This window comes from Pectobacterium brasiliense, assembly GCF_013449685.1.
GTDB classification, from domain to species: Bacteria; Pseudomonadota; Gammaproteobacteria; order Enterobacterales; family Enterobacteriaceae; genus Pectobacterium; species Pectobacterium brasiliense_A.
Map to the genome: position 1 here is coordinate 39,482 of NZ_JACDSF010000017.1, position 19,565 is coordinate 59,046.

Sequence of the window (19,565 nt, forward strand, 5' to 3'; positions counted from 1 at the left end):
ACATCTATCCGACGTACATTTTTTATCAACGGAGCAACACATGAAATATACAACTTTTGGTAAAACCGGCCTTCGAGTCTCTCAGGTCGCTTTGGGTACGGGTAACTTCGGCACCGGCTGGGGCCATGGCGCTGACCCAGAAGTCGCAGAGGCCATCTTCAACGGCTATGCCGAGGCGGGTGGCAACTTTATCGACACGGCGGACATCTATCAGTTCGGCCAGTCTGAAGCGTTTCTCGGCAAGCTCCTGAAAGGACGGCGTGAAGATTTCGTTCTCGCGACCAAGTTCACCGACGGTGCAGCGCCCAACGCTAACCGATTGGTGACAGGCAATAGCCGCAAGGCTCTGGTCGCTTCCGTAGAGGCCAGCCTCAAACGCCTCAACACTGACCGGATCGACATCTACTGGGCACACCGTCCTGATAACGTCACCCCGATCGAAGAACTCGTCCGTGGTTTTGAGGACCTCGCACGCGCAGGAAAAATTCTCTATGCTGGCCTGTCGAATTTTTCTGCCTGGCGTCTTGCCCGTGCAGTCACGCTGGCAGAATTGACCCACGCAGTCCCTATCGCAGCGGCACAGTTTGAACACAGCCTGGTCCACCGTGATCCGGAGGCAGACCTCTTCCCTGCTTCGCTCGCACTAGGTCTTGGCATCGTGACCTGGTCACCGCTGGGGGGGGGCATGTTAACCGGCAAGTACCGACAAGGGGAAAAAGGACGCGCTGAAGGTTTTGGTGGACGCGCATTCCAGTCGGAGAACTCTGCACACCGGACACAGATTCTCGACACGGTATTGGCTATTGCCAATGAGCACAGTGTGAGTGCCAGTCAAGTCGCCATCGCCTGGGCGGGTACGCATGGTGCAGTACCGATCATCGGTCCACGTTCACAGACCCAGCTCAGCGATAACCTTGGGGCGCTGACGCTAACCCTATCAGACGAGCAACTCAATCGCCTCGACACCGTGAGCAACATCACGTCTTCAGCACCGGAGAGATCCCCGATTCCTTGGGCATCAGACCTCACCCGCGTCGTCGCTTAAGCTGAGTAAAGCAGTAGGGAGAAAGCCAGTCGACCTCCCCAGAGATAGCATCAGTGTATGACCACTCGATTTTGTATGGTCATACACGCATGCGGCGTTTTCACGTCACGGTAGCTTCCGTCATGACATTGCCACGGTCGCAAAAGATTATTTAGAAGATACACATGAAAAATAAGCTTCCCTCGTCCGCTCTAACACCAGCACTTTTCAGACCAACCTATTACCCGATCTGGGCGATATTACTGGCTGCAGCCGGTGCGTTTGCATTCACCATGGGGGTGCGCAATACGATGGGTTTATACCTGTCATCATTGAACACGACCACAGGATTAGGGATTACGGACATCAGTCTGGCTTTCGCTTTCGGACAGCTATGGTGGGGAATGACACAACCTTTTGCAGGTGCGATTGCAGACCGCATCGGCGCGGGTCGTGTGATTGTCATTGGCGTGATACTCATTACCATCGGTACGACGGTTACTCCTTTCATGCACTCCACTCTTGGCCTGATTATAAGCCTTGGCGTATTGGCTGCTGGTGGGGCTGGCATGGCGGGTCCTTCCGTTCTGATGGCAGCAAGCGCAAGACTTGTGCCAACGAATAAGCGAGGATTGGCTACAGGCATTGTTAATGCTGGCGGTTCTCTCGGACAATTAGCCATGGCCCCCATCGCAATCGGCTTGACAGCATCCCTGGGTTGGGAGCAATCCATGCAGTGGCTGGGTGTCCTGGTGCTGTTGGCGCTACCCGCCGCATGGGTACTCAAAGGCAACGCCAACACAATAGCAGTCACCTCAACAATCGCATCAGACTCAGCGATGCCTACGGCACGCCATGCTCTGGCCCACGCGCTAGCAACACCGAGTTATTGTTTCCTCGCGGTAGGCTTTCTGGTCTGTGGGTTCCATGTCGCATTTCTTGCTACACATCTACCTGGTATGGTCGAGAGTTGCGGTATGCCTCCGGCGATTGCAGGCTGGTCACTGGCGATGATTGGCCTGTTCAATATCATAGGCAGTCTCACCATGGGCTGGGCAGTGGGACGCTGGCGTATGAAATCGTTACTTTCATTGCTGTATGCGACCAGAGGCCTGGCCGTTCTTGCATTCTTACTTGCCCCCAAAACACCGACCATTATGCTTCTGTTTTCAGCGGTTATGGGTGTGACTTTTCTGTCAACAGTGCCGCCTACCGCTGGGCTCGTCGCAAAAATGTTCGGACCAACCAATATGGCAATGCTCTTCGGCGTTCTGATGCTAGCGCACCAGATCGGCGGTTTCCTCGGCGCTTATCTCGGTGGCCTGGCTTTCCAGGCAACAGGCAGCTATGACTGGGTCTGGTACATTGACATTGCGTTGGCAACAGGCGCGGCGCTCATCCATTTTCCGATTCGCGAGCTACCTCCGTCTACTCATTCGGCTCCAGAGTCGACATAAGCGGCGGACGCATCGTCAAGCAGAACGGCAAAGTCCTGGGCGTGGACAGCACGCGTCTTCGTGCAGCCATTGATGAATCGCGTGAGCATCTGTTTGCCGCCGCCGGATATGAGCCTGACATTTTTGCGGAAACCTTCCTGCCCCTGAAGCAAGCACACTGACAGGTAAACGTATGGGCATGATTTATGACGCCATCGCTTTTGCAGCAGGTCTCGGGCACCCTACAGACCACCCTGAACAGCCAACTGGCACGAGGGCTCGGCGGTTCGTCACTGAACACGCTTTTTTGCACCAGTGCACGTGTTGGACTTACTGAACCAACCGCATATGACGGTGCACTTTTCAGTATCCGGTCACCATTTTTTGCCGGATTGCCAGAAAACCGCTTCGGCTTAATCTCATCCAGGCGTTGCAGGCGGAAGCGGATAAGGCACTGATGCTGGATCCGCAATGCGCGACTGATTTCTCAAGTAATAAGGGAAAGGACAACATTGTGTTTTCTTTCAGACGGAATTGTGGTGTGGGAAGTCAACCGTTACCATGAGCCCGCCTTCTGCAGACGTACTTAGGTATACGTTGCTGTTGTGTTGCTGCGCAACCGCTTTGACTATTGCCAGTCCCAGCCCACTCCCGCTTTGCATCTGATTGGGATCGCGAAAAAATCTATCGAACACGCGCTCCCTCAATTCAACGGGAATACTGAGCCCTGCATCTGAGACACGTAACTGCGTGGATTTATCTAATGATCGTACATCTACCTCAACCCGCCCGCCCTCAGGACTGTACTTCACGGCATTTTCAATGACGTTGTCAATCAGCGACATCAGGCGTTCCCTAACCGCGGTAATCCAGATTTCATCATGGGAGTAAAATTCAAGTTCAATCCTGCGCCCAGCCGCTAGCGGTGCCAACGCTGCCATTCGCTCTTGTATAAGCGTCGTCAGCGGCACAGGCTCCATAACCGTGTCAATGCGCGCTTCGCTGTGCATCAACAGCAGAAGTTGATTGACGAGACGAGCAGCACGGCTATTGCTGCGAATAATCCCTGCAAGCAACGCCTGTTGATTATCACTGCTTATATAGGACTGCAAAGCCTCAACATTGATTCGCATCGCAGCCAGAGGGGTACGCAGCTCATGAGCGGCATCTGCAATGAAAACGCGTTCTCTTTCAGCACTTTCTCGCACCCTGGCAAGAAATATATTAATAGCGTCCACCATTTGGCGAAGCTCCCTGTGCTTTGGGACTTCTTTTAAGGGAGAGAGATCTTCTGGAGTGCGTAAGGCAATTTCATTTACCACCTTGTTCCAGGGTCGCATTGCAATGCGGATTGACAGCCACGCGGGAAAAAGAAGAAAAGGAATGCAGACCAGCAGCGGCAATATGTAGTATCCGCGCGAGTTCAGGTATATAAAGAAGTTCCAGCCTCCGGCTGGGGTGACCAGCGTTACCTCCGCGTCGGAGTTCCCGGACTTTAGCGTACGGCTAGTCCAGGTGCGGCCGTCACTCTGAATACTCTGAATTTTCCCATATCGGGTGTTTGTCACCCCTGCCGGCGCGCCATCAGATGAATAAATTACCTCTTTATTCTTCCGAACGATTAGGCTGATTGACAGCTCGGGATCTTCCCCCCCGCCATAACCTTCCTGCAACGCCTTGCTGAACTTTTCCAGCACATCGGTTAGATCCTGCGGACGATCCCCCATACGATCAACCATTGTAAGAATGGTTTCGTAAGTCTTGTTGCCCAATAGCATAGAGGGGCTACGCAAGTTCTCCCATAAAATGTAGGTCAGAAAAAGACACCAAAGCAGTGTAAGCAATAGCATTTGGGCGATCATAATTCTCCGCACGAGCGTTGGGATTTTTAGGTGGCGCCAAAAATTGCGCATCAACCTGCCCCCTTCTGAATCGGTACGGTATCAATGACATACCCTACGCCCCTCACCGTTCGCACATAGCCCTCGCCGATTTTGCGACGCAAATTACCCATATGCACATCGAGAGGATTGCTCATGTTTTCTTTTGCACCGAATATCTTTTCTTCCAGAAACCGTCGTGTAAGCACGCGGTCAGTGCGCAACATTAACGTTTCAAGCAGCGCGTATTCACTTGCCGTCAAATCAACATTACGCACCCCCACTGTCACGCGTCGCGTCGGCACATGGAGAGATAATCCTCGAATTTCTATCACCTCATTCTGAAAACCGTAACTGCGCCGCGCAAGTGCTCTCACTCTGGCCAACAATTCGGCGAGAACAAAAGGTTTGACGAGATAGTCGTCTGCACCAGCATCCAGCCCAGCCAGACGATCTTGCAGAGTACCTCGAGCAGTCAGGATGATAACGGGGATTCCCTTGAACTGCTGACGCAGGCTCGCCATCAGGCTCATGCCATCACCGTCGGGCAGGCCGAGGTCGAGCAATACAAGTTCTGGCACGCAGAGATCGAGTTGATGCAGCGCATCCACTTTACGGCGCACCCATATAACATCTAATCCTTGATCTTCAAGGGCAATACGCACGCCATTGCCGAGATCGAGGTCGTCTTCAATTAGGAGAATGTTCACAATAGTTACTTTATCAACAGTGCATGAAGAACGTCTGAAGAAAAAACGGTATCAGGAAATCTATCAGATTTGCAGCCCGGCACTGACTTCAGTATTTCTTCATTTTTGGCTCATGAGAACTTCAGGGTGAGCATTCAAACTGGGCGTTCTGGTGTTTAAAACCGCTTGTATCGTAATCAGTTGAATCCACAAGGACTTCTTTAATGAGAAACATCGACCTGCATCATAAGTTCCTCCATTCGCTCTCGGGGCGTGCCCTGAAAAACCTATTGTCGGGCGCTGTCCTGGCATTACTGGCTACCCCAACGCTGGCAGCAGAACAGAAACAGGGCAACGAGTTGACTCTGGGGGGAGGCGTGGATGTTGCACCACGTTATTCGGGTTCGGATGAAAGCCGCGTCACGACTGCCCTGGTGATTGATTACTCTATGGTAAATGGTTTCTTCGTCAGCACCACGCGTGGTATCGGTTACGGTAACAGCATCGGCAAGTTGGATTACAGCGCTGCGCTGAGCTATCGCGCAGGCCGTAAGGATCGTGACGTGGACAGCGACTCGATCAGCTACGGTAGCGACCACTTGCGAGGTATGGGTGACGTCAAAGGATCGGCTGTCGGTGTGCTTGGTCTGGGGTATAGGGTGACGGACTGGCTTAATTTACAAGTGCAGGCTGAGGTGCCGGTTTCTCAACGAAGCAATGGTGAAGCCCTGCATTTTGGCATTATCAGCCCGCTCTATACGTCATCGAAAAATTCCGTCACGCTGGCACTGACCGGCAGTTGGGGGACGAGCGAGTACATGCAGACTTACTATGGGGTAAATGCATCCCAGTCGGCCGCATCGGGGTTTGCCCAACATGATGTCGGATCTGGGATTTATGCCTATTCACTGAATGCTGACTGGACACACAAGTTCAACCAAAGCTGGAGTATGGTTGCCGCAGCAGGCTTTACACAGTTGACTGGTGATGCACGCAATAGCCCAATTGTTCAACGAAAAGCCTCGCCTACCGGAAGTCTTAAGATGACATATAGCTTCTAGACGTGTGCTTCTAGGCAGCTTGTGGCTATACACCGTCAATCAATACACATTCGAACCGCCCCAGTTCAGATGATGGGGCGGTACTCGGCTCACCCACTCGCCCTGCTTATGCCCTGCTTATGCCCTGCTTATGCCCTGTTACTCAGAGCATCTGCCTCATCTCAGGGTTCCCATCAAAATCAGGTTTTCTGAATAGATTCATCTGATGACCTGAAGTCACGCTTTCTGTCGGAAGGGTTAGTCTCACGTCAAACCACCCCATCCGCTTTTGGCAAATCGGATCTTACTCACCGTGATGTTCACAGCATCTGTTTTTGGCGCGAAGTGGCCAGACCGAGGGGCTGTCAGGTCTGCTTTGAGCGAGGAGCGGACATTAATGAGAGCATGGGACCAGTGAGCATCGGCAAGTATGCCCAAAATCATGCTCGTTGATTTTGGGCTTTAGATACTTTTCACATAAACATAACTCGCTTCCAGACCGCAGATAAAACTGCGTCAGAAGCTTAATTTATCCTGCTTTTTCGCACGCAACTCGTTAATAATACCTAAAAATGCAAGCCCGACGGGAACAAGGGATCCCCACAGGACAGCGTTCCAGCCGTAGAGACTGAGCAGAGCACCTGAAGAAAATGATCCTACAATCATCACCCCAAACACCACAAAATCGTTCAGGGACTGGACCTGGGTTTTCTCTTCGGGACGGTGATATTCAATGATTTTTGCCGATGCGCCGGTGAAGCCAAAATTCCAGCCAAGACCCAGCAAAATCAGTGACAGCCAGTAGTGGAAAATATCGGTCCCACTGAGTCCGGCCAGGACAGAACATGCCGTGATAAGCAGACCCGCAGCGGCGATACGCATGGCCCCAAAACGGTTAATTAATTTACCGGTGAAAAAACCCGGACCGTACATGGCAATAACATGCCACTGGATACCGAGATTGGACGCCTGCTGAGAAATGCCGTGCATGTGCATCGAAAGTGGTGCTGCCGTCATCAGGAAGTTCATCACCATATAGGTGACCGCACCGCTGAATACAGTTCGGGCAAACCCTGGCTGACGGACAATTTCGCGTAAAGGCCGCCCACCCGTTTTTACCGCGCCGGCAGGTTCTGTGGTTTTCACGCCTTTGAGTATGAATGCCGAAATGACGGCCACGAGCGCCTGGGCGAGGAACGTGACGGCGAAGGTATGAGGCGGCCAGAGGTGCATCGTTCCGGAAACCAGCATGGGGCCAACCACGCCAGCAATCACTCCGCCCCCCATAACTAGGGATAGAGCCCGGGCCCGGCGTTCGGGCGTGACGCCGTCCGTTGCGGCAAAACGAAAGCTGAGCGCAACGGCCGCATAGGCACCGCCCAGAAATGCAGCAGTGCAGAACAACAGGAATGAGCCAACAACGACGGACAGGGCAGCAGTCAGACCGGTAATAACCCCTGCGCCGGTGCCGACCATAAAGGTGGCTTTCCGGCCTTCTTTTCGCGCCAGTGAACCTAGCGGCAGAATACAGACTGCCATCCCCAGAACAAATATGGTGATGGGCAGCGTGGCCAGCGAACTGGCCGGCGCAATGGCGTTACCCACAATTGCGCCTGTGGCATAAAAAACCACAGAGTTAGCACCGGCGAGAGCCTGTGCGGCCGACAGGCGGATGATATTGTTTTTCTGGTCTGCAACGGGCAGGAAATGTTCTGCGGGCATGTGATTAATTATCCTGATTCATGGTGAGCACTATCCGGTATCGCGCCAGACCCTGCTTAAGTCTGTTGAGCGCCTCATTTGCCCTTTCAAAGGGCAGCAGCTCTGTGACAGGCAACGTCTGAAAGAGGTGGCTGAACTGCAGCGCGTGCTCGGTTTGCGCCGGTGTGCTGACGAAGGATCCTGTCAGGGTGCGTTCAGCGCCGATCATCATACCCGGCGTGACCTGCACCGGCGTTTTTCCGGTACCCAGCAGGATCGCTTTTCCCCGCGGTGCCAGGGCGGGCAGCAAGGCTGCAACCATTTCTGAATCCGGCGCCGTAGCCACAATAAAATCCACACCACCGTCATTTTTCAGGCGTTCTGACGCATTTTCCTCAAGTGTATCGATGTAGTGATGCGCACCCAGCTCAAAGGCCACTCGTTCTTTATCACTCCCACGTGCAACTACCGTAACCTCAAAACCCATTTTACGGGCGTACTGAACGGCCATATGGCCAAGTCCCCCCATCCCGAGAACCGCCACTCGGTCGCCTGCCCTGGCGCCTGAATTACGCAGCGCGTTGAAGGTAGCGGTACCGGCGCAAAGGATCGGTGCGGCATGGGAGGAAGAGAGCGCTGAGGGAATGGCTATCAGCGCGGTATGACGCATGACAACGTACTCTGCGTAGCCGCCATCGCAGTTGAGACCGGGCGTCAGTTGGTTTTCGCAGAGATGAAAAAGCCCGCTCCGGCAGGGTTTGCAGTGCTGACAGTACCCACCCAGTCGCCCGATACCTACCCGCTGACCGGTTTGCCAGATATCGGGAACCCTATTCCCCTTCCGGGTAATAAACCCGACGATTTCATGTCCCGGTATACGGCCAAGCTGGCCCGCCTGCGGTGCTTTTTCCGCGTCCCGGAGATCGGCACCGCATACGCCGCATGCTTCAATTCTGATGAGCACCTCATCCGGGCCGGGAACGGGTATCGGCCGCTCTGTCATTTCCAGCACACCGGGGGCAACGATCTGCATAGCGCGATATTTTTTATTCATAAATTGCACCAGTAAAAATGGGGATTATCAGATTGCAGGAGCGACGATAAAACGAGATACCATATTATAGGCGGTGACGGTTGCAGCGGCTTCCACGGTCTCTTTTCCACCTAACAGACTTTTCAGCGCGTCGCTAACGTTCTTCTCGACCACGACGTTGCGGGTGGACTGGTCCGTAGATGAATCAGCAACGTCTCGGTTTGGGAATGTCATTTCTTCGTATTGAGCAGAATAATCCAGCCGCGTCAGCTCAGTATTAAGTCACCTTCGATCAGCATATTCTGGGCCAGTAACCACCGGTTCATGGAGATGTTAATCACCCGTTGATGGATCCCTTCAAACTGATGCACTGTGCCGTCACCGCTGACGTGGATGATATACTGAAGCCTGCCGGAAGCCTCCTTTGCAGGCCTGTCGCCAGTTGCCGGTATGCCCTTCGGAAGATGCCCGTCAGTGTGTATTTCAAGATGTTTGAGCTCGATACCGCAAGCCCTGGCTTCCTGAATAAAGGCGGCCATCATGCAGGCATTAAACGCAGCGAGCATCAACTCCTGGGGGTCAGGAGCCAGCCCTTCACCACCCAGCGAAACCGGTTCATCGGAATCGATAACATGACTTTGCATGACTGGTGTGACGCTGTCTGCGGAAAAGGACTGGCAGAGCGTCCGGCTGGCCATGATCCCCCGCCACGTAGTGACAAGGTCATAATGCGCGGTCTGGATTTGCATAATCACTCCAGTGCCGCACGCGGGCCAGCACGTGCGGCATAGTCATCAGGCGTTACGGCCGGCCATCACACCGCCATCGATATCCCAGATAGCGCCGGTGACCCAGCCAGTCTTGTCAGAAAGCAGGAAAGCAACGGTTTCTGCGATGTCGACCGGGGTACCCACGCGTCCGATCGGATGGAAACTGTCAAAACTGTTCATTACATCCTTCACGTCGTCTTTCGGAATGAAACCTTCATAAATTGGCGTATGTACGACGGCCGGAGAAACCGCATTCACGCGGATCCCTTTCTCACCCAGTTCAATGGACAGGTTTTTGGTCAGTGCATGCAGACCGGCTTTGGCCATTGAGTAAGCTGAAGACGGTGTGGCACCGATGGCCTGCTGTGCCCACATGGAGCCGATATTCACGATAGAGCCTTTAATACCGCCCTCGACCATATTGCGCACCACGTCACGGGTAATAAAGAACGTGGCGCGGTTAATATTCATATACATGTCATAGTCTGACGTTTCATGTTCGGTGAACAGTTTCGGGAAGAATACGCCAGCCGCATTGACCAGCAGGCTGATATCTTTGTGTTCGGCGTTAATGATATCTACCACGTGCTGCATACCTTCTTCTTTCATCAAGTCGGCAACGATGATGGAAACCTGACTGTCTGCAGCCAGCGCCTGGCGGGCCTGCTCAGCTTTGTCCTGACGATTACCAACAAGCACAACGCTGCCGCCGTTTTTCACGACCAGCTTCGCCGTTTCGAAGCCCATACCGCTTGTACCGCCGACCACTAACAGTTTTTTACCGGCAAAAGATGCGTTCATCGCTACCCTCTTTATATTCATCTGATTGAGATTGATGAAAAGCCGCGCTCCTCATCGTGTGAAGCCAGAATGCCACCCTAAAGGTTGGTTGACGACTGAGAAGAAATTGCGATACAGGAAAGAAAATCTTTCTCGCTAGCGTATACTGAGACAAATAATGGATCAGGACGACGACAATGCGATCGCTAAACCGACTTAAATGGCTACACGCTTTTGAAGCCACCGCCCGCTACGGCAGCTTTACCGGCGCGGCACAGGAGCTGGGCGTTACGCCCGCCGCAGTAGGTCAGTTGGTACGCTCACTGGAAGACTGGGTCGGGCACCCGCTTCTTCATCGCACCCGCTCAGGAAAAGAGCGGCTGACGCTGGTTGATGAAGCGCAGGAGGCGCTGCAGGACATCACGCAGGGTCTAGACAAACTTGAAACCGGATTAAACAAGCTTCGTGGCCGCCGTTCGCGCTCGGTAGTGGTAGTAACGGCGTCGCAGGTACTGATGATGAACTGGCTGATGGATCGCCTGAACCGGTTTTCGGAAACGCACGAAAACATCGATCTGCGGCTTAACGTCACGGAAAAGCTGATGGACGTGTCGCACGGCGAGGCGGATATCGGTATTCGCTGCGGACAGGGCGACTGGCCTGGCGTGAATAAAACCTGGCTGATGGATGAAGAGGCGGTGCTGGTCTGCAGTCCGCGCCTGGTGCCACCAGAGAAAATGGCCTGCAGCGAATGGCTCGCCACGCAAAAACTCATTCACGATGACACGCCGCATCCTGGAGCGGATTTTCCGTCATGGGATGATGTACTGATGGCGGTTGGTGCACCCGAAGCGCTGGAAAGCGGGCTGCATATAAACTCCACCTCAGCAGTGATCCTGTCGGCCCTGAGTGGCAGAGGCGTGGCTATTGTCCGGTACGCTCTGGTGACGAAGCTTATCGAAACCGGGCAGTTGGTCCAACTGCATCCCGACCATCGCTGGCCACTCAAATGGTCCTATTATCTTGTCACCCCACAGCAGAATGTCATGCGTGATGAAGTAAAGGTATTCCACAACTGGCTTCTTCAGGACGTCGTCTCAGACCGTTCATAAACTGTCACCTTAGCTATTACGAAGCCCTGGTAATCGCACCGGGCGCGTAATGCTTTCTCTCCCGTCAAACTGCGACATAGAATTTCTTCTCTGTCTCGCAAGATTATCTGATTTGTTGAATCCCTCTGGCTTTTTCATAATCTTCCTCAACGAAGGGTAATGCAGACCGAATCATTCAACGGCGCGTTGCCTCAACCCTGAGAAAAGGAAAGAAAGATGGCTTATCTGCAAATCACCCTAGATATCAGTAATGAAAACCGTACGGCAGCAGCAGGGGTATACCAGAAATACAAAACCCCGTTTCTGACCACCATCGAGGGTGCCACCTCTAAAGAACTGCTTATCCGTGACGAAGACGTCCAGGTGCTGCACGGTTTTAATACCGTCGCCCAGGCACAGGCATATCTCAACAGCCAACTATTCACACAGGACGTCGTTGCCGGATTAAAACCTTATTTAAACAGCGCGCCTGACGTGCGTATTTTTGACGTCATGTAATGACTTTTCTGAGACAAACACTAACCGGAGTGTTCAATGTTCTTAAACTGGAATGAATACCGCAGTGGTCTGCTCGCCACTGTTAGCAAATTTGCCAAACTGCAGCCTGAATTTATGAAAGGCTTGCAGCAGATGGACAAAGGGGCGTCAGAAAACAAGCATCTCGAGCCCAAAACCCATGAGCTGATTGCACTGGCAGTTGCCGTAACCACCCGCTGCGACGGCTGCCTGGCCGTACATGTAGACGCAGCGGTTAAGCACGGTGCCACGCGTGAAGAGATCGCCGAAGCGCTGGCCGTTGCCATTAACCTGAATACCGGCGCAGCGCTGACGTATACCGCGCGAGCCCTGGATGTGTACGATAATCTGCCGAACAAATAGGCCTGCAGGCGGTTCCCTCTAGGACCGTCTAATCAATGACTATGATGTTACTGAATTCTGATTTTTCGCAGCGTGCAATCATCACCCCGAATGATTATCAGTGGGTACCTTCTCCCCAGCCCGGCGTTGAGCGCATAATGCTTGACCGGATTGGTCACGAGCAGGCCCGCGCAACCAGCCTTGTCAGATATGCGCCCGGATCCGAATTTCCCGCACACAGCCATCCCAGCGGAGAGGAGATTCTGGTGCTCGAGGGGACTTTTACCGAAAACGGTGTCGATCACCCTGCCGGCTGGTACCTGCGCAGCCCGGACGGTTCTTCTCACCAACCCTCAAGTCGCGACGGCACAACCATTTTCGTCAAGCTGCGCCAGATGTCTGCCGATGAACGCCAGCCGGTCAGGATAAATACCCAGGAGGCAGCTAACTGGCACGGTCAGCCGCAAAGACAAGTCTGCCCTTTATTCTCCGGCCCCCTAGAAACCGTTCTGCTTCAGAAGCTTGCTCCGGGCGAGCGGATCTTCTGTGCGCCGCTTGTTGGCGGAGCAGAACTTTTTCTTCTGAAAGGGCAACTCGGGGCGCCCGACGGCTGCTATGAGGCAGGAAGCTGGCTGCGGTTTCCACCGGGAGATATGCCTGCTCTGATGGCCACCGCCTCTGGCGCACTTTTTTATCTGAAAACGGGACATCTCAGCCCAATAACCCTGACCGGAGCGACATTATGAAGCAGCGCGTTGTTATCATTGGTGCGGGCATAAGCGGCCTTTATGACGCCACGCTGCTTGAAAAAGCGGGTGTGGACTATGTGATTCTTGAGGCTCGTGACAGAACAGGCGGGCGCGTGCTGTCAGGCCTGGAATTGGCGGGGACCTCCGCTGGCATTCATGTAGATATGGGGGCCGCGTGGTTCTGGCCTGATATTCAACCAGACTTCGCGCATCTGATCGAGCGGCTGAATCTTCCGGTAATAGCGCATGGCCGTCCGGGTGACATGCTCTACGAACGCCAGCTGAATTCACCCCCCGAACGCTATCCAGCATGGGAGAGCTCCCCGGCGTCTTTCAGGCTGAAGGGAGGAATGCAGGCGCTGACGGCGGTACTTAAAAGTCAGATCCCGGCGGAGAAGATTAAAATCGGCCATCAAGCTGTGGCTGTTTTGCGAGCCGGCAAGGAAATGCAAGTCCATACCCGGTCCGAAGGCAGTAAAAAAGCCGTGTTCTCCGGTGAGCATGTTTTCCTCGCTCTGCCTCCTGCTCTGGCAGCTAAAATAGATTTCAGACCGGCGATGCCGGAACAGGTGCTGTCGAACTGGCGGAAAACCCCGACGTGGATGGCCCCCCATGCAAAATATGTAGCTGTATATAAAACAGACTTACTGCATGCACGTCAGCTTTCCGGGAATGCAGGAAGCCGCGTGGGGCCAATGGTTGAGATCCACGATGTATCCGAGCCAGATTCGGGTAAAACGGCGATCTTTGGTTTTATTGGCGTACCGGCAAAATCAAGATGGACAGTCAGCGAAGCTGTTCTCAAAAATCTTTGCCGGGAGCAGCTCGTACGCTTATTTGGACAGGATGCGGCAGAACCCGAAGCTGAGTATATAAAAGACTGGGCGGCCGATCCGTTTACTGCAACAGAATTTGATCTCCTGCAGGAGGTAGGGCACGCAATGCCTGAACAACTTCCCGCCAGGGGAGTGTGGTCCGGTGAGATAACAGGTATCGCCAGTGAATGGTCGCCGCAGTTCTCGGGCTATCTGGCAGGCGCTATTGACTCTGCATCATCGGGCATTGAACGCTGGCTTCAACAGAAATAACCCCGTGAAAATGGTTTGTAGCCTTTCGAACCGGAGAGGGGTTGTTGAAAAACATGAGTATCCGGTTCGATAATACGTCTGTTATAGACCGCGACATAAGCACGTGCGCAACGTTGGACAAATAAAGGAGGGTAAAGTCGGTTAAGCGAAAGGAGGCATGACGTTGCTACAGGCGGCAAACGCCGCCTGCAATCGTGAGTCGTAATTAATAACGTTCCAGCCAGTGGGCGTAAGGCGTTGGCAGCGTCCACGAGGCGCGATCGATGCCCAGTTCGCGTGCAGCCTGATAGCTCCAGTGCGGGTTCGCCAAATGCGCTTTTCCTACCATCACCAGATCCAACTGACCCGATGCCACAGCCTGCTCGGCCAGCTCCGGCGTGCCGAAGCCCCAGGCAGAAGAGACAGGAAGGTCGGCCTGCTCGCGTACCTGCTGCGCAATCGGTCCCATAAAGGCAGGTGCCCACGGAATGTTCGCCGTCGGCGTAGAGAAACCAATGCTAACACTCAGCATATCCAAACCCGCTTCTTTAAAGCGGCGTGTCAGCTCAATCGATTCCTGCAACGTTTCTTCATCACGACCGTCAAATTCAATCACGCCAAAACGGGCGGTCAGCGGCAGATGCTGTGGCCACACGTCGCGAACGGCAGCCAACGTTTCGAGCAGAAAACGGCTACGGTTGTCGAAGCTACCACCGTACTGATCGTTGCGTTTATTGGAGTGCACGGAGAAGAAACTCTGTGCCAGATAGCCGTGAGCAAAGTGCAGCTCCAGCCATTCAAACCCAGCGTCCAACGCGCGGCGAGCGGCAGCAACAAAATCATCACGCACGCGGGCGATATCTTCCAGCGTCATTTCCTGCGGCTGCTTGGGCAAATTCGCACCGAAAGCTTCTGCGGAAGGGGCAATAGTCTGCCAGCCGCGTGCATCACCCTCTGGAATATGGTCGTCGCCTTCCCAGGGAATGTTGGCGCTGGCTTTACGTCCGGCGTGCGCAATCTGAATGCCCGGCACGGAGCCTGTATCTTTAATGGATTTGGCAACCTTGGCAAACGCCTGCGCCTGTTCATCATTCCAGATTCCGGTACAGTGCGGAGAAATACGGCCCTCGGGGGAAACCGCTGTTGCTTCTACGATAACCAACCCGGCACCACCGCGCGCCAGAGAAGCGTAATGCACCTGATGCCAGTCATTGATCAGGCCATCATTCGCAGAATAGGTACACATCGGTGGAACGGCAATACGGTTGCGTAACGTGATGTCTTTCAGTTTGAAGGGTTGAAACAGTGCGGACATAATATTTTCTGCCTTGTCTGGTTACTTCGATATTTCGATATTATTCGAATAATAGATTTTAGACAACCCTGACGCTATAATTCGCCCATGAGACCTTTTAAGCACCCTACTCCCGAAGAATTTACCCTTGAGCGCGTCCTGTATGCCTTGAGCGATCCGGTACGCTTATCCATTGTGCGTTGTTTATCCGTACAAGAAGAAGCAACGTGTAGCGAACTTGACGGCGGTCGGCCAAAATCCAGCGTATCCCACCATTTTCGCGTGTTGCGCGACTCGGGCCTGCTGCATACCACCAACATCGGCACTACGCACATCAACCGACTGCGCCGCAGTGATATGCAACAGCGTTTCCCCGGCCTGCTCGACGCTATTCTGGCCCAATCCGCCGAGTAAATTTTTAGCATTAATGGCGGTCGTTCCGCCATTACACACGCCCGTTCATTCCCCTTTCCCGCTATTCCAATATTGCTGCTTTGCTTTGCATTTCTATGAATATAGCGGCCACCATTTTTCCATTACTCTGATGCTGATACGGGTTTTACGAGGCAGGGTCAGAACCACATGGATTACTACATTGGCATAGATATCGGGACCTCAAAGGTCAAATCGGTGCTATTCGATGCCGATTTCAACGAAGTGCTGATTGCGTCAGCCAACACCGTGACCTACTCGCCGCAGCCCGGCTACGCTGAGCAAGAAATGTCGCAGGTGTGGGACGCCGTGCTGTCTACCCTGAAAACGCTGGCTACCTCGCCACCGGTACAGCAGGGCCGTGTGTGCGCCATCGGGCTGGCCGGACAGGGTGAAGGCGTCTGGCTGAGCGATCGCCACGGGCAACCGGTACGACAGGCCATTCTCTGGAGCGATACCCGAACAGCGGAACAGGTTCATCAGCTTAAACAGCGCCCAAACCTGGAAGCGACGCTCTTTCCCGAAACGGGTTCTCCCCTGCTCCCTTGTAACAGCGCGCAGCAGTTACGCTGGCTGACACAACATCAGCCAGATGCGCTGAGCGATGCCGATTACTTCTTTTTTGCCAAAGACTGGGCTCGATTTCGACTGACGGGACAGGCTAATCTGGAACTGACGGATGCCGGTACGTCACTGCTGGATCTGCATAGCGAGACGCTGTCAAAAACCGTGCTGGATAAGCTGGACTTACAGGCGATTAGGCCGATTTTTCCGCCGCTGCTTTACCCCGATGATATCGCCGGCACGCTCAGCGATACCGTCGCCGCACAAACGGGTCTGCCAGCAGGCATCCCTATCTGTGCAGGCGCACTGGATGTGTCTGCCGCCGCGCTGGGTATCGGCGCTATTCACGACGGCGACATTTTCACCATTCTCGGCACCACCTGCTGCACTGGCATTGTGTGCCGTGGTTTAACGCAGGTGAGCCTGCAAACCCGGTTTGTCGCACACGCTTGGCCGGGCCACTATCTCAACCTGTTCGCCATGCAGTCCGGCACACCGAATATTGACTGGGCGCTGAGCACGCTGACCGATGATGCCGATTTTCAGACCATCAACGCACGCATTGCCCGCGTGCCGCCTGGCAGCGGTGGCGTTTTCTATCAGCCTTACCTTAATGGCGAGCGCGCGCCGTTTTACAGTACATCAGCACGAGCGGGATTTTTTGGCATCGAGCAGTCCACCACTAACGCGCATTTGCTGCGCGCGGTCTTTGAGGGGCTCGCGTATGCGATTACCGATTCGCTCAGCAGCTACCCTGCCCACGGCGATCTCTACATCGCCGGTGGCGGGGCCGCCTCGGCGATTTGGCTGCAAATCATCGCGGACTGCACCGGACGGCGGGTGATCGCCAGTTCGGTTAAGGAACTGAGCACATGCGGTGCTGCACGCCTTGCTGCCCTATCCATCGGAGAAAGTGCCAACATGGTTCCCGCCGTCAACGCACAGGCGTCAACGTTTTTCCCTGATGCCGACGCCCATCGACAGTATCAGACACTGTTTCCGGTTTTTCGCCAACTGCGCGACCAGCTACAACCGCTCTGGCAGGCACGGGCTCAGGCGCTTAATGCACTCGACAATCACAACGCGGCGCGTTCGCACACGGCGCCTACCTCACAGGAAAGTCTTGTCTCATGAAGATCGTATTTACCGCCGAATACGGCGGCAGCCTTGATGCCTTTCAGGCACTGGGGGAATTGGTGGTAGACGGCTGGGCCATCGGCCAGCCCAAACTGAGCGAAGCGGCGCTGATTCGACTGGCGGAGAACGCCGACGTCATCGTCACCAGCTATGACGATATTACCGCCCGCGTCATTGAGGCGTGCCCCCATCTGCGGCTTATCGCCTGTACCCGCGCCAACCCGGTCAACATCGATATCGAGGCCGCACGCCGCCGGGGTATTCCGGTGCTTTACACGCCCGGACGCAATGCCGATGCCGCCGCAGAATTAACGCTGGCGCTGATGCTGAATGCCACCCGCCACATCCCTCAGGCCCATAGTGCGTTGAAGCGCGGCGAATTCACGCGTGAAACCGACACCGCGTTACAAACGCAGGATGGGCTACGGCAGGATGTAGTGTGGGACGTAGACAAACACAGCCCGTATGAGGTTTTCAAAGGCGGCGAACTGCGTAATAAGACGCTCGGCATCATCGGCTATGGCAGCATTGGTCATCGGGTCGGGAAGCTGGCGCGTGCCTTCGGTATGCAATTGCTGATTGCGGATCCGTATGTCGCCGCCGAAGAGATCGACGAGCCGGGCATTCGCAAGACTACGCTGGACGCGCTGTTTTCGCAGTCCGATTTCGTCAGCCTGCATCTGAACAGCACGCCGCAGACCAAAGGGCTGGTCAACCTCGACAGACTCAGAACCATGCGCCCCTCGGCCTATCTGATCAACACCTCGCGTGCTGCCGTTATTGTCGAAGCCGATCTGATCGCGGCGCTACGCGAAAAGTGGCTGGCGGGTGCCGCACTTGATGTTTACGACAGCGAGCCGCTCTGGCGTCATCACCCGTTCATTACCGAATTTGATAACGTGGTACTCACGCCGCACATTGCCGGCGCGACGCGGGAGACGCTGGTGAAACACACCGCGATGATCGCCGCCGACCTGCAGCGGTTTATTCGCGGCGAACCGCTGCTTTACGAATGGAAATAGACGCGGCACTAATCTGGTAGATCAACGTCTCTTAATAGGTAGGCGCTTCTGCCATAAACTTCAGCGTATGCTCCCAGTCAATCACGCCCGCATCGGATCCCAGACCGGTGGCGACCAGCCCTGAAACGGCCGAGCCGAGCTGGCAGGCCTGCTCCAGATCCCAGCCTTTCGCCAGGCCGGCAATAAAGCCACCGCAGTAGCTGTCGCCGCAACCGGTCGTGTCCGATACCGCCACGCGATAGGCGGGAATGTGCAGCGTGACATCCTGACCGAACACGTAAGATCCGGCGGCACCCGCTTTGAAAATACAGGTGCCGACGCCGCGATCGAGAAAGAAAGCTGCAATCTCCGCTGGTGTAGTCAGGCCGGAGATAAACGCGGCCTCGTCCAGCGACGGCATAAAGTAGTCGACATCTGGCAGCAGTGGCGTCAGCAGCGACAGTGTCTCCGCATTTGGCGCAATCAGATCGAAACTGGTCGTCAGCCCTTTAGCTTTAGCGTGTCGAAGCAGACGCGCGCTCTGTCCCTGATCCATTTTCGCCAGCAGACCCGTACCGCCGTGGTGTAAGAAACGTGCATTGCACACGGCGTCAAAGTCCTGCTCGTCGATGAACAGGTGATCTGACGCCCCGCGATAGTGCAGCGCAGGACGTTCACCGTCCGGCCGAATGGTCAGAATGGTCGCGGAGGTCGATGCCGCCGTCGTTCGCTGTACCAGCGAACAGTCGATGCCCAACTTGCGATAGGTTGCCAGAATAAAATCGGCTTTCTCATCTTCACCGAGGCAAGCTGCCGTCGCGGTGCGGATACCGAGTTTGGCGGCATTCATCGCCGCACCGCTGGCTGTACCGGCGGGATTAAGGCGAATTTCATCGATAAAGTGTACACCGCCGCCTTCGGGTAAACCGGTCACCGGCCGACCGGCAACATCCAGAATGGTTAATCCAACAAAAACCGCATCAAATTGGCTCACGCTC

At 54.6% G+C, this 19,565-nt stretch carries 20 protein-coding genes and 1 pseudogene; 12 read left to right on the top strand and 9 right to left on the bottom strand.

The genetic code is table 11. The features are described from left to right. The first annotated feature begins 40 nt into the window (after positions 1 to 40). The 3 genes and pseudogenes from H0248_RS07950 to H0248_RS22105 all read left to right on the top strand — a co-directional run. The gene (locus H0248_RS07950; protein WP_180785437.1) at positions 41 to 1,045 is read left to right on the top strand and encodes an aldo/keto reductase; all 1,005 of its coding nucleotides are present in this window, start codon (positions 41 to 43) and stop codon (positions 1,043 to 1,045) included. A 164-nt stretch (positions 1,046 to 1,209) separates the two neighbouring features. Beyond that, positions 1,210 to 2,481 (top strand): MFS transporter, encoded by a 1,272-nt coding sequence (locus H0248_RS07955; RefSeq protein ID WP_180785440.1) that lies wholly within the window; start codon positions 1,210 to 1,212, stop codon positions 2,479 to 2,481. Positions 2,482 to 2,483: 2 nt separating this feature from the next. Continuing rightward, positions 2,484 to 2,642 (top strand): annotated as a pseudogene (locus H0248_RS22105) (amidohydrolase family protein); the annotation flags it as partial. A gap of 342 nt (positions 2,643 to 2,984) precedes the next feature. On the opposite strand, the gene H0248_RS07960 reads toward H0248_RS22105, so the two are convergent. Both H0248_RS07960 and H0248_RS07965 read right to left on the bottom strand, forming a co-directional pair. Further along, positions 2,985 to 4,373: a sensor histidine kinase gene (locus H0248_RS07960; RefSeq protein WP_180785442.1), complete on the bottom strand. Its 1,389-nt coding sequence runs from the start codon at positions 4,371 to 4,373 to the stop codon at positions 2,985 to 2,987. Next, a complete protein-coding gene (locus H0248_RS07965) occupies positions 4,373 to 5,050 on the bottom strand; it encodes a response regulator (RefSeq protein WP_180785444.1) in 678 nt (225 codons plus the stop codon). The genes H0248_RS07960 and H0248_RS07965 overlap by 1 nt, the downstream gene beginning before the upstream one ends. Before the next feature lie 203 nt (positions 5,051 to 5,253). On the opposite strand from H0248_RS07965, the gene H0248_RS07970 reads away from it, so the two are divergent. Continuing rightward, on the top strand, positions 5,254 to 6,090 hold the full coding sequence (locus H0248_RS07970) for a MipA/OmpV family protein (protein WP_180785447.1): 837 nt from the start codon (positions 5,254 to 5,256) through the stop codon (positions 6,088 to 6,090). A 495-nt stretch (positions 6,091 to 6,585) separates the two neighbouring features. On the opposite strand, the gene H0248_RS07975 is transcribed toward H0248_RS07970, so the two are convergent. From H0248_RS07975 to H0248_RS07995, 5 genes are read right to left on the bottom strand one after another with little or no spacing between them, the layout of a single operon-like run. Continuing rightward, the gene (locus H0248_RS07975) at positions 6,586 to 7,791 is read right to left on the bottom strand and encodes an MFS transporter (protein ID WP_180785449.1); all 1,206 of its coding nucleotides are present in this window, start codon (positions 7,789 to 7,791) and stop codon (positions 6,586 to 6,588) included. A 4-nt stretch (positions 7,792 to 7,795) separates the two neighbouring features. Then, positions 7,796 to 8,824 carry an alcohol dehydrogenase catalytic domain-containing protein gene (locus H0248_RS07980; RefSeq protein ID WP_180785451.1) on the bottom strand — a complete coding sequence of 343 codons (1,029 nt, stop codon included), beginning with the start codon at positions 8,822 to 8,824 and terminating at the stop codon, positions 7,796 to 7,798. 27 nt (positions 8,825 to 8,851) lie between these two features. After that, positions 8,852 to 9,037, bottom strand: a complete 186-nt coding sequence (locus tag H0248_RS07985; RefSeq protein WP_240345943.1) for a hypothetical protein — start codon at positions 9,035 to 9,037, stop codon at positions 8,852 to 8,854. A 32-nt stretch (positions 9,038 to 9,069) separates the two neighbouring features. Beyond that, the gene (locus tag H0248_RS07990; RefSeq protein WP_180785453.1) at positions 9,070 to 9,552 is read right to left on the bottom strand and encodes an OsmC family protein; all 483 of its coding nucleotides are present in this window, start codon (positions 9,550 to 9,552) and stop codon (positions 9,070 to 9,072) included. A 45-nt stretch (positions 9,553 to 9,597) separates the two neighbouring features. Next, complete coding sequence (locus H0248_RS07995; protein WP_180785454.1) at positions 9,598 to 10,374, bottom strand: SDR family NAD(P)-dependent oxidoreductase; 777 nt, start codon at positions 10,372 to 10,374, stop codon at positions 9,598 to 9,600. A gap of 176 nt (positions 10,375 to 10,550) precedes the next feature. On the opposite strand from H0248_RS07995, the gene H0248_RS08000 reads away from it, so the two are divergent. The 5 genes from H0248_RS08000 (at position 10,551) to H0248_RS08020 (ending at position 14,160) form a co-directional block, all read left to right on the top strand. Beyond that, a complete protein-coding gene (locus H0248_RS08000) occupies positions 10,551 to 11,465 on the top strand; it encodes a LysR substrate-binding domain-containing protein (protein ID WP_180785456.1) in 915 nt (304 codons plus the stop codon). A 216-nt stretch (positions 11,466 to 11,681) separates the two neighbouring features. Further along, on the top strand, positions 11,682 to 11,963 hold the full coding sequence (locus H0248_RS08005; RefSeq protein ID WP_180785458.1) for a hypothetical protein: 282 nt from the start codon (positions 11,682 to 11,684) through the stop codon (positions 11,961 to 11,963). 36 nt (positions 11,964 to 11,999) lie between these two features. Further along, the gene (locus H0248_RS08010; RefSeq protein ID WP_180785460.1) at positions 12,000 to 12,344 is read left to right on the top strand and encodes a carboxymuconolactone decarboxylase family protein; all 345 of its coding nucleotides are present in this window, start codon (positions 12,000 to 12,002) and stop codon (positions 12,342 to 12,344) included. Between the two features lie 35 nt (positions 12,345 to 12,379). Continuing rightward, on the top strand, positions 12,380 to 13,069 hold the full coding sequence (locus H0248_RS08015; RefSeq protein ID WP_240345944.1) for a cupin domain-containing protein: 690 nt from the start codon (positions 12,380 to 12,382) through the stop codon (positions 13,067 to 13,069). Further along, positions 13,066 to 14,160 (top strand): flavin monoamine oxidase family protein, encoded by a 1,095-nt coding sequence (locus H0248_RS08020; RefSeq protein ID WP_180785462.1) that lies wholly within the window; start codon positions 13,066 to 13,068, stop codon positions 14,158 to 14,160. Before H0248_RS08015 ends, H0248_RS08020 begins: the two co-directional genes overlap by 4 nt. Before the next feature lie 205 nt (positions 14,161 to 14,365). Here H0248_RS08020 and H0248_RS08025 read toward each other — a convergent pair whose 3' ends face one another. After that, entirely contained in the window at positions 14,366 to 15,454 is a 1,089-nt protein-coding gene (locus H0248_RS08025; protein WP_180785464.1) for an NADH:flavin oxidoreductase/NADH oxidase, read from the bottom strand. Positions 15,455 to 15,541: 87 nt separating this feature from the next. On the opposite strand from H0248_RS08025, the gene H0248_RS08030 reads away from it, so the two are divergent. From H0248_RS08030 to H0248_RS08040, 3 genes are all read left to right on the top strand, one after another. After that, the gene (locus H0248_RS08030; RefSeq protein ID WP_010278714.1) at positions 15,542 to 15,847 is read left to right on the top strand and encodes an ArsR/SmtB family transcription factor; all 306 of its coding nucleotides are present in this window, start codon (positions 15,542 to 15,544) and stop codon (positions 15,845 to 15,847) included. 168 nt (positions 15,848 to 16,015) lie between these two features. Continuing rightward, positions 16,016 to 17,563 carry an FGGY-family carbohydrate kinase gene (locus H0248_RS08035; protein ID WP_180785466.1) on the top strand — a complete coding sequence of 516 codons (1,548 nt, stop codon included), beginning with the start codon at positions 16,016 to 16,018 and terminating at the stop codon, positions 17,561 to 17,563. After that, positions 17,560 to 18,588: a 2-hydroxyacid dehydrogenase gene (locus tag H0248_RS08040; protein WP_180785468.1), complete on the top strand. Its 1,029-nt coding sequence runs from the start codon at positions 17,560 to 17,562 to the stop codon at positions 18,586 to 18,588. The genes H0248_RS08035 and H0248_RS08040 overlap by 4 nt, the downstream gene beginning before the upstream one ends. A gap of 31 nt (positions 18,589 to 18,619) precedes the next feature. On the opposite strand, the gene H0248_RS08045 is transcribed toward H0248_RS08040, so the two are convergent. Continuing rightward, positions 18,620 to 19,561, bottom strand: a complete 942-nt coding sequence (locus tag H0248_RS08045; RefSeq protein ID WP_180785470.1) for a carbohydrate kinase family protein — start codon at positions 19,559 to 19,561, stop codon at positions 18,620 to 18,622. Positions 19,562 to 19,565 lie beyond the last annotated feature (4 nt).

What these genes read in the sequence shown, in the direction of transcription:
- H0248_RS07950 (WP_180785437.1), top strand. Translation starts at nt 41, where the DNA reads ATGAAATATACAACTTTTGGTAAAACCGGCCTTCGAGTCTCTCAGGTC.
- H0248_RS07955 (WP_180785440.1), top strand. Translation starts at nt 1,210, where the DNA reads ATGAAAAATAAGCTTCCCTCGTCCGCTCTAACACCAGCACTTTTCAGA.
- H0248_RS07960 (WP_180785442.1), bottom strand. Translation starts at nt 4,373, where the DNA reads ATGCGCAATTTTTGGCGCCACCTAAAAATCCCAACGCTCGTGCGGAGA.
- H0248_RS07970 (WP_180785447.1), top strand. Translation starts at nt 5,254, where the DNA reads ATGAGAAACATCGACCTGCATCATAAGTTCCTCCATTCGCTCTCGGGG.
- H0248_RS07975 (WP_180785449.1), bottom strand. Translation starts at nt 7,791, where the DNA reads ATGCCCGCAGAACATTTCCTGCCCGTTGCAGACCAGAAAAACAATATC.
- H0248_RS07980 (WP_180785451.1), bottom strand. Translation starts at nt 8,824, where the DNA reads ATGAATAAAAAATATCGCGCTATGCAGATCGTTGCCCCCGGTGTGCTG.
- H0248_RS07985 (WP_240345943.1), bottom strand. Translation starts at nt 9,037, where the DNA reads ATGACATTCCCAAACCGAGACGTTGCTGATTCATCTACGGACCAGTCC.
- H0248_RS07990 (WP_180785453.1), bottom strand. Translation starts at nt 9,552, where the DNA reads ATGCAAATCCAGACCGCGCATTATGACCTTGTCACTACGTGGCGGGGG.
- H0248_RS07995 (WP_180785454.1), bottom strand. Translation starts at nt 10,374, where the DNA reads ATGAACGCATCTTTTGCCGGTAAAAAACTGTTAGTGGTCGGCGGTACA.
- H0248_RS08000 (WP_180785456.1), top strand. Translation starts at nt 10,551, where the DNA reads ATGCGATCGCTAAACCGACTTAAATGGCTACACGCTTTTGAAGCCACC.
- H0248_RS08005 (WP_180785458.1), top strand. Translation starts at nt 11,682, where the DNA reads ATGGCTTATCTGCAAATCACCCTAGATATCAGTAATGAAAACCGTACG.
- H0248_RS08010 (WP_180785460.1), top strand. Translation starts at nt 12,000, where the DNA reads ATGTTCTTAAACTGGAATGAATACCGCAGTGGTCTGCTCGCCACTGTT.
- H0248_RS08015 (WP_240345944.1), top strand. Translation starts at nt 12,380, where the DNA reads ATGACTATGATGTTACTGAATTCTGATTTTTCGCAGCGTGCAATCATC.
- H0248_RS08020 (WP_180785462.1), top strand. Translation starts at nt 13,066, where the DNA reads ATGAAGCAGCGCGTTGTTATCATTGGTGCGGGCATAAGCGGCCTTTAT.
- H0248_RS08025 (WP_180785464.1), bottom strand. Translation starts at nt 15,454, where the DNA reads ATGTCCGCACTGTTTCAACCCTTCAAACTGAAAGACATCACGTTACGC.
- H0248_RS08030 (WP_010278714.1), top strand. Translation starts at nt 15,542, where the DNA reads ATGAGACCTTTTAAGCACCCTACTCCCGAAGAATTTACCCTTGAGCGC.
- H0248_RS08035 (WP_180785466.1), top strand. Translation starts at nt 16,016, where the DNA reads ATGGATTACTACATTGGCATAGATATCGGGACCTCAAAGGTCAAATCG.
- H0248_RS08040 (WP_180785468.1), top strand. Translation starts at nt 17,560, where the DNA reads ATGAAGATCGTATTTACCGCCGAATACGGCGGCAGCCTTGATGCCTTT.